This window comes from Candidatus Limnocylindrales bacterium (assembly GCA_035571835.1).
Classification (GTDB): domain Bacteria; phylum Desulfobacterota; class Binatia; order UBA1149; family CAITLU01; genus DATNBU01.
Window position 1 is genome coordinate 41939 of record DATNBU010000022.1, and the last position, 6816, is coordinate 48754.

General features: G+C 66.3%; 7 protein-coding genes. 4 read left to right on the top strand and 3 right to left on the bottom strand.

All coding sequences use genetic code 11. From position 1 onward, the window contains the following. The first annotated feature begins 192 nt into the window (after window positions 1–192). The 3 genes from VN634_09500 to VN634_09510 all read left to right on the top strand — a co-directional run bounded on the left by VN634_09500 (window position 193) and on the right by VN634_09510 (window position 3318). Window positions 193–846, top strand: coding sequence for a hypothetical protein (locus VN634_09500; protein ID HXC51105.1), 654 nt, complete (start codon window positions 193–195; stop codon window positions 844–846). Window positions 847–989: 143 nt separating this feature from the next. Continuing rightward, window positions 990–2045, top strand: coding sequence for an alpha/beta hydrolase (locus VN634_09505; GenBank protein ID HXC51106.1), 1056 nt, complete (start codon window positions 990–992; stop codon window positions 2043–2045). 82 nt (window positions 2046–2127) lie between these two features. Further along, a complete protein-coding gene (locus VN634_09510) occupies window positions 2128–3318 on the top strand; it encodes an acyl-CoA dehydrogenase family protein (protein ID HXC51107.1) in 1191 nt (396 codons plus the stop codon). 90 nt (window positions 3319–3408) lie between these two features. Here VN634_09510 and VN634_09515 read toward each other — a convergent pair whose 3' ends face one another. Both VN634_09515 and VN634_09520 read right to left on the bottom strand, forming a co-directional pair. Continuing rightward, a complete protein-coding gene (locus tag VN634_09515; GenBank protein ID HXC51108.1) occupies window positions 3409–3867 on the bottom strand; it encodes a peroxiredoxin in 459 nt (152 codons plus the stop codon). A gap of 24 nt (window positions 3868–3891) precedes the next feature. Beyond that, window positions 3892–4509 carry a class I SAM-dependent methyltransferase gene (locus VN634_09520; protein HXC51109.1) on the bottom strand — a complete coding sequence of 206 codons (618 nt, stop codon included), beginning with the start codon at window positions 4507–4509 and terminating at the stop codon, window positions 3892–3894. Window positions 4510–4683: 174 nt separating this feature from the next. Here VN634_09520 and VN634_09525 point away from each other — a divergent pair, with 174 nt between their 5' ends. Then, entirely contained in the window at window positions 4684–5547 is an 864-nt protein-coding gene (locus VN634_09525) for a phytanoyl-CoA dioxygenase family protein (protein HXC51110.1), read from the top strand. A gap of 58 nt (window positions 5548–5605) precedes the next feature. Here VN634_09525 and VN634_09530 read toward each other — a convergent pair. Continuing rightward, on the bottom strand, window positions 5606–6816 hold a 1211-nt coding region (locus VN634_09530), incomplete at its 5' end, for a penicillin acylase family protein (GenBank protein HXC51111.1).

The following is a 6816-nucleotide window of genomic DNA, read 5'->3' on the forward strand; positions in this document are numbered from 1 at the left end:
GCCCGGAAGGTTTCGCCGGTACGCCGCGAATGAGTGGAACGCCGGGCATCGGGACGCTAAGCTCTGCGGTGGATGAGGTGCCGCGGTACGCGGTGCAACCGGTGGAGCGGCACGCGGTGCATGAGGTGCCGCGGTACGCGGTGGATGAGGTGGAGCGGTATGCGGTGGATGCAGCGGAGGAGGTGGAGGAGGGTGCCGAGCCGGCTCGTTTCCGTTCGCGCAGCGGCGTGCTCCGGTCCCCGGCTCGCGCTGCTTACGGCGCTTATCCCGATTCTCGTCGCCGGCTGCTCCGCCACCAAACCACCGCACCGCATCGACGATGCGTGCGCGATCTTCCGCGAGAAGAAAGACTGGTACAGCGACGCGCTCGAAGCGCGCAAGCGCTGGGGCATCTCGATCCCGATCCAGCTCGCGTTCATCCGCCAGGAGTCGTCGTTCGACGGTGATGCACGGCCGCCACGGCACATGATCCTCGGCTTCATTCCGGGTTCGCGTCCGTCGAACGCGCACGGCTACGCGCAGGCGCTCGAATCGACGTGGGACGAATACCGCAAGGCGGTCGGCGCGCGAGGTGCCGACCGCGACGAGTTCGCCGACGCCGTCGATTTCATCGGCTGGTACAACGCGCGCACGTCGAAGATGTGCGGCATCGCCAAAGACGATGCGTTCCGGCTCTACCTTGCGTACCACGAAGGACCGGTGGGATACCGGCGCGGCACGCACCGCAACAAGAAATGGCTTCTCGGCACGGCCGAACGCGTGGCGACGCGAGCAGCCCGCTACGACCTGCAGCTTTCGCGCTGCGAGCAGGAGCTGATGCCGCGGCGCCGCGGCTGGTTCTTCTGACCGGTCACGCTGCGCAATCTGTGCAAGCCGGCCACTGAGCCCGGTCGCGCGAACTTTGGTTTTTGCGCAAGCGCGCGGCAAGCCGCGTCGCGCCGGCCTCGTCAGTTGCGCAAGGTGCCGGATCGCGACAGAGATCCGGCCCGATGCCTTCCCTGGTCGAAACTGCGCTCAACTCCGTCGTCGTTTTCCTGGTCGGACTGCCCGATCCGGTCGTTACGCTGCTGGCCGGCAGGCCCGAGGTGCGCGATGGCCAGACGCTCGATCCGCAGCTTCAGCTCCTGCTGAGACTGCTGGCTGCGGCCGGGCTGCCGCGGCTCGAATCGATGGAGCCGGCCGCTGCGCGCAAGTACTTCGAAGATTCGGCGGGCACGCTGGCCGCGACCTCCGGCGAGATGGCCCGCGTGACGGATCGGAAAATTCCCACGCCGGACGGAGAGCTTCCGCTGCGCATCTACGTGCCGCGCTCGGGAAAATCGCCGCATCCGATCCTGGTCTACTATCACGGCGGCGGCTGGACGATCGGCTCGCTCGACACGCACGATGCGGTTGCGCGCGCGTTCGCCGACCAGGCCGAATGCATCGTCGTCTCGGTCGACTACCGCATGGGACCCGAGAACCGCTTTCCCGCCGCCGTCGACGACGCGCTGGCTGCGTTTGCCTGGGTCGCGGAGCACGCTGCGGAGCTCGGAGGCGATCCGGACCGTCTCGCCGTCGGCGGCGACAGTGCCGGCGGAAATCTTTCGGCAGTGGTCGCGCAGCAGACGCTCGCACGCGGCGTGCGCTGCCCGGACTTCCAGCTGCTGATCTATCCCGTCACCGATCTCGGCGAAGAAGCCGAGTCGTACGAGCTGTTCGCCGACGGCTTCTACCTGACGCGCGGCTCGATGCGATGGTTCGCAGGCCACTACGCCGGCGACGGCTCGCGCATCGACCCGCGCATGTCACCGCTTCGCGCGGAAAAGCTCCAGGGTCTCCCGTCGACGTTCCTGATGACCGCCGGTTACGATCCGCTTCGCGACGAAGGCAAGGCCTATGCGCAGAAGCTGCTCGACGCCGGCGTCGACGTCGAGTACCGCAACTACGACAGCCTGATCCACGGTTTCATCTCGATGTCCGGCGTCGTGCGCGAAGCGCGCCGCGCGTTCTCCGATGCGGTGGCCGCGCTGCGCGCCGGCCTCGGCGTCGATCGCGAAAGCTGAAAAAGGGGACAGGTACATTTAAAATTCCTCTGTCTTTTCACGCGGACCTGCGCGAGTAGCGCGGAATGCAGAACAGAAGCTGATGAACGACCTCGAAGACTTTCGCGAAGGCACGCGCCGCTGGCTCGCCGAGAACTGTCCGCGGTCCCTCGTCGGCCGCGAGACGACGCCGTTCGACGGCTGCTGGGGCGGCAGCCGCTACGACTGGGAGCCGGACGAAAAGCTCTGGCTCGAGCGCATGGCCGCGCGCGGCTGGACCGCGCCGAGATGGCCGTCCGAATTCGGCGGCGGCGATCTCGACGAAGACCGTGCGCGCATCCTGCGCGAAGAGATGGCACGCGCGGGCATTCCTCCGCCGCTCGTCGGCTTCGGGCTTACAATGATCGGACCGGCGCTGCTCGCGTTCGGAACCGACGAGCAGAAGCGCGAGCATCTTCCGGCGATCACGTCGGGACGCGTCCGCTGGTGCCAGGGTTACAGCGAGCCCGGCGCCGGCTCGGACCTTGCCGGCCTGCGCACGTCGGCGGTTCGCGACGGCGACGAGTTCATCGTCGAAGGCCAGAAGTGCTGGACGTCGCATGCCGACGAGTCGGACTGGATGTTCCTGCTCGCGCGCACCGACCCCGCCGCAAAGAAGCAATCCGGAATCACGTTCCTGCTGCTCGATCTCGCATCGCCGGGCGTCAGCATCCGCCCGACGCAGCTGATCAGCGGCAAATCACCGTTCTGCGAGACGTTCTTCGACGGGGTGCGAATCCCCGTGCGCAACGTCGTCGGCGGCATCAACAACGGATGGACGGTCGGCAAGGCCGTGCTCGAGTTCGAGCGTTCGACGCACGGAGAGGTCTTCAGCACGGCCGGCACGTCCGAGGAAAGCCCGCTGGTCGTCGCCGCACGTCGTTACATCGGAACCGAAGACGGCCGCATCCGTTCGCCCCAGGTCCGCAGCGAGATCGCGCAGAGCGAGATGGACCGGCGCTGCTTCGAGCTCACCATTCGAAGGTTGGCCGGACAGCGCGCTCCCGGAGAGAAACCGGGCGCCGAAAGCTCGCTGCTCAAGTGGTATGCGTCCGAGTTCAACATGCGGCGAAATCATCTGCTGACGTCGATCGCCGGCCCGCAGGCTCTCGGCTGGGAAGGCGAAGGCTTCGACGACGACGAGCTCGAGGCTACGCGCGACTGGCTGCGCTCGCGCGGCAACTCGATCGAAGGCGGAACCAGCGAGATCCAGCTCGGCGTCGTCGCCAAACGCATCCTCGGCCTCCCCGACTGAAAAAGGGGACAGGTACATTTAAAATACCTGTGTGTTTTCGCGGGCTGGTGCGGCCGGCGTCTCCGTGCGCAAGCGAGCCCGGCCGATCGGTCAGTTCGGCAGCGACTTGATGACCCCGAGCGCCTCGTCGATGTGTTTCGTCGCCTGCAGCTGCGAATCGAACACGTGGCGCACCGTCCCCTGCTTGTCGATCACGTACGTGACGCGCCCCGGAAGAATCCACAGCGTGGCCGGCACGCCGTACGTCTTGCGCAGCCTGTTGCCCTCGTCCGCGAGCAGCGTGAACGGCAGCCGGTGATGGGTGGCGAACGACTGGTGCTTGTCGACCGAATCGCCGCTGACGCCGATCACCTCGGCGCCGGCCTTGACGAAATCCTCGTACGAATCGCGGAAGCTGCACGCTTCCTTGGTGCAGCCCGGCGTCTCATCCTTCGGATAGAAATAGAGCACCACGGCTTTCTTCCCGCGAAAATCGGCAAGCGAGACGTCCTTGCCGTTCTGGTCGCGCAGCTTGAAGTCGGGAGCCTTGTCACCAACAGCGATGCCCATGATGTTGTCGTCCTCCGGAGCGGGTTACGCCTTCGAGGCGCTTCCCCAGTAGTTGAAAGTCAGCGGTCGCGGGCCGGGCAGATACATCGTCTCGATCTCGTCGAGATGAAGTCCGGCGTCTTCGAGCAGCTTCGGCACGTTGCGATTGATGTTGCAGCCGCCCGCGAGCTTGCCCCACAGCGGATTGAGCCGGTTCTGCCACTTGCGAACCGATGCATCGGGAGCGACGCCGTGCTCGCTGAAATACATGCTCGCCCCGGGCCGCAGCACGCGACGCATCTCGAGAAGCGCCGAATGCACGTCGGGAATCGTGCACATCGTGTACGTGATCACGATGCTGTCGACGCTGTCGTCGGGAAGCGGAATGCGTTCGCTCGAAAGCGCGAGCCAGTCGACGTCGATCCCCGCTTCGGCCGCGCGCTGGCGCGCCCACACGTTGAGCTCGGGCGACGGATCGAGCCCGAGCACCTTGTCGACCTTGCTCTTGTCGTAGAACGAAAGGTTCAGGCCCGAGCCGATGCCGACTTCGAGCACGCGCCCGTGGGCGAGCGGGACCACCTTCGCGCGCTGGCGCATGATCGGTTTGTCGCGCATCGCGAAATCCAGAAGCCGCGGCAGCACGTAGCGCGAGTACAGGCCCATCCCCGCCAGTCATGTCTGTGACCGCGGCGTCTGGCAAGGGGATGCCGTTGCCCGACGGACCGCGGCCGGTTGCGATAGGCCGCGCCCGCGGCCGGTTGCATAGGCCGCGGGCGCGGCCGATGAAGTGCCCGGCGGTGGCGGAGCAATCTGCCCGCACCCGAGGAGGGCCGTTCCATGACGATACCGAGATTCCAGGCAACGGCCGACGCCTCCGCGATCCGCGACGCCATCGCCGAATTCGGCTGCGCGATCGTCGAACGCCTCGTCTCCGAGCGCGACATGGCTGCCGCACGCGAAGAGCTTTCGCCGTGGCTCGAAGCGACCGATATCGGTCCGGATTCGTTTTCCGGATTTCATACGCGGCGCACCGGCGGCCTCATCGGGCGCTCGGCCGCGTGCCGCGATCTCGTCATGCATCCGAAGGTCACGGACGTCGTCTCGGGCGTGCTCTCGCACGCGACGAGCTGGCAGCTTCACCTGACGCAGGTCATCGCGATCGGTCCCGGCGAAGCAGGCCAGGTGATCCATCGCGACCAGTGGGGATTCGATTTCTTCCCGTTCCCGCCGGGTTTCGAAGTCCAGTGCAACACGATGTGGGCGATGAGCGATTTCACCGAGGCCAACGGCGGCACGCGCGTGATTCCCGGCAGCAACAAGTTCGAGGACCGGCTCGAGTTCACGCCCGAGCAGACCGAAGCTACCGAAATGCCGGTGGGGTCGGTGCTGTTCTACACCGGCTCGACGTATCACGGCGGCGGAGCGAATCGCTCGGATGCCGTGCGCTACGGCGTCAACATCACGTACGCGCTGAGCTGGCTGCGCCAGGAAGAGAACCAGTATCTCGCCGTGCCGCAGGACATTGCGCGCACGCTGCCGGACGAGCTGCTGCGCGTGATGGGCTACCAGCGCGGCAGTTACGCGCTCGGTTATGTCGACGATCTTCGCGATCCGCTGACGGTGCTGAAAGGCGAAGGACACGAGAGCGGGCTCGGCGATCTCGAAGCCACGATGGCGCGGCTGGAATCGCTGCGGCGCTGAGCGATGCGCCGCGCAGCCGACTGTGGCGGCTGCGCGGCGATCGTAAGCGGGCAGGCTTCTAGCGGACCTGCACGACCTGCTGGAACGTCGGACGGTTCACCCACGGCATCGGATCGACCTCGGCGAGGCCGAACGGACGGAACTCGATGTCTTCGGCCGTCGGGTCGACCGTCCAGTCGGCGGGATCCGAAGACGAGAACTGCGCCGTCAGCGCGGCGACCGCATCCTGAAGGCTCGCGACCAGCGCCGCACGGCATCCGGCCTCGGTACCGTCCGCACATTTGAGCACGCTGTACGGAGTCGTCACCGGCTCGCCGAGCGCCATCTTGAACGTCTTCTTGAGCAGGCCGTAGTAGCCCGACTGGTATGCCGAGCCGATCTCCGACGGCTTGTTGTCGAACCCCATCGGAATGTCGCCGTAGTACGGGGACAGCTGCGGGCCGAGCGTCGCGTCGATCATCGGCTCGAACCACGCATCCATGATCGCGACGGCACTGGCGTTGTCGTACTCGCCGTCGTGATTGCGGTCGCGCCGCTGCGTGCCGGCGGTGACCCAGTCGTTGAGCACGTCGAGCACGGTCTCGAGGCCCGGCTCGGTGCCGATCATGTCGAGCGCGAGCGGCAGGATCTCCTGGCCGCGAAGGTCGGTGTATCCGGCCGTGGCCATCACCTCGACCACGTCGCCGGCGTCGAGCGGTGCGCTGACGAGAGCTTCCTCGATCGCCTTGTCGAGCATTGCGACGCGATAGGTGGATGTGTAGCCGTAGTTGTTGTCGGCCGCATGCCAGTCGTGCGCCGGCTTGTTGTTCCACGACGTGGCGTAGCCCTTGGGAGGATTGAGCTCCTGCGGATGCGCTTCGGTCGGTACGAACTCGCCGGCCGCCCATTCCCACTCGCCGGTTCCCCAGCTCGGCAGGTTGTAGTCGACGCCGGCCGCGCGGATCGGGAGCAGTCCGGAGTGGTAGTAGAAGAGATCGCTCTTGTTCACGTAGAGCCAGTTGAAGCTGCCCGGCGCCTTGCTGATCGACTTGAGGAACTTGGTCGGCGACGCGGTATTCTTGTTGATCTTCTCGAACGCGAGCGCGTTCTGGCCTTCCTTGAAGAAGCTCGCGCGCTGCTGCGTGAGCGCAACCGGTGCGCCGTCGACGGTCGCACGCGCGAACACGTTGCCGTGCACGGTTCGCTGCACGACGGCGCGAACGTTGTCGGGATTGGAGTCGCAGAAGTTCGGGTCGTTCTGGCCGCCGCCGGCGCACCAGGTGTCGGTGC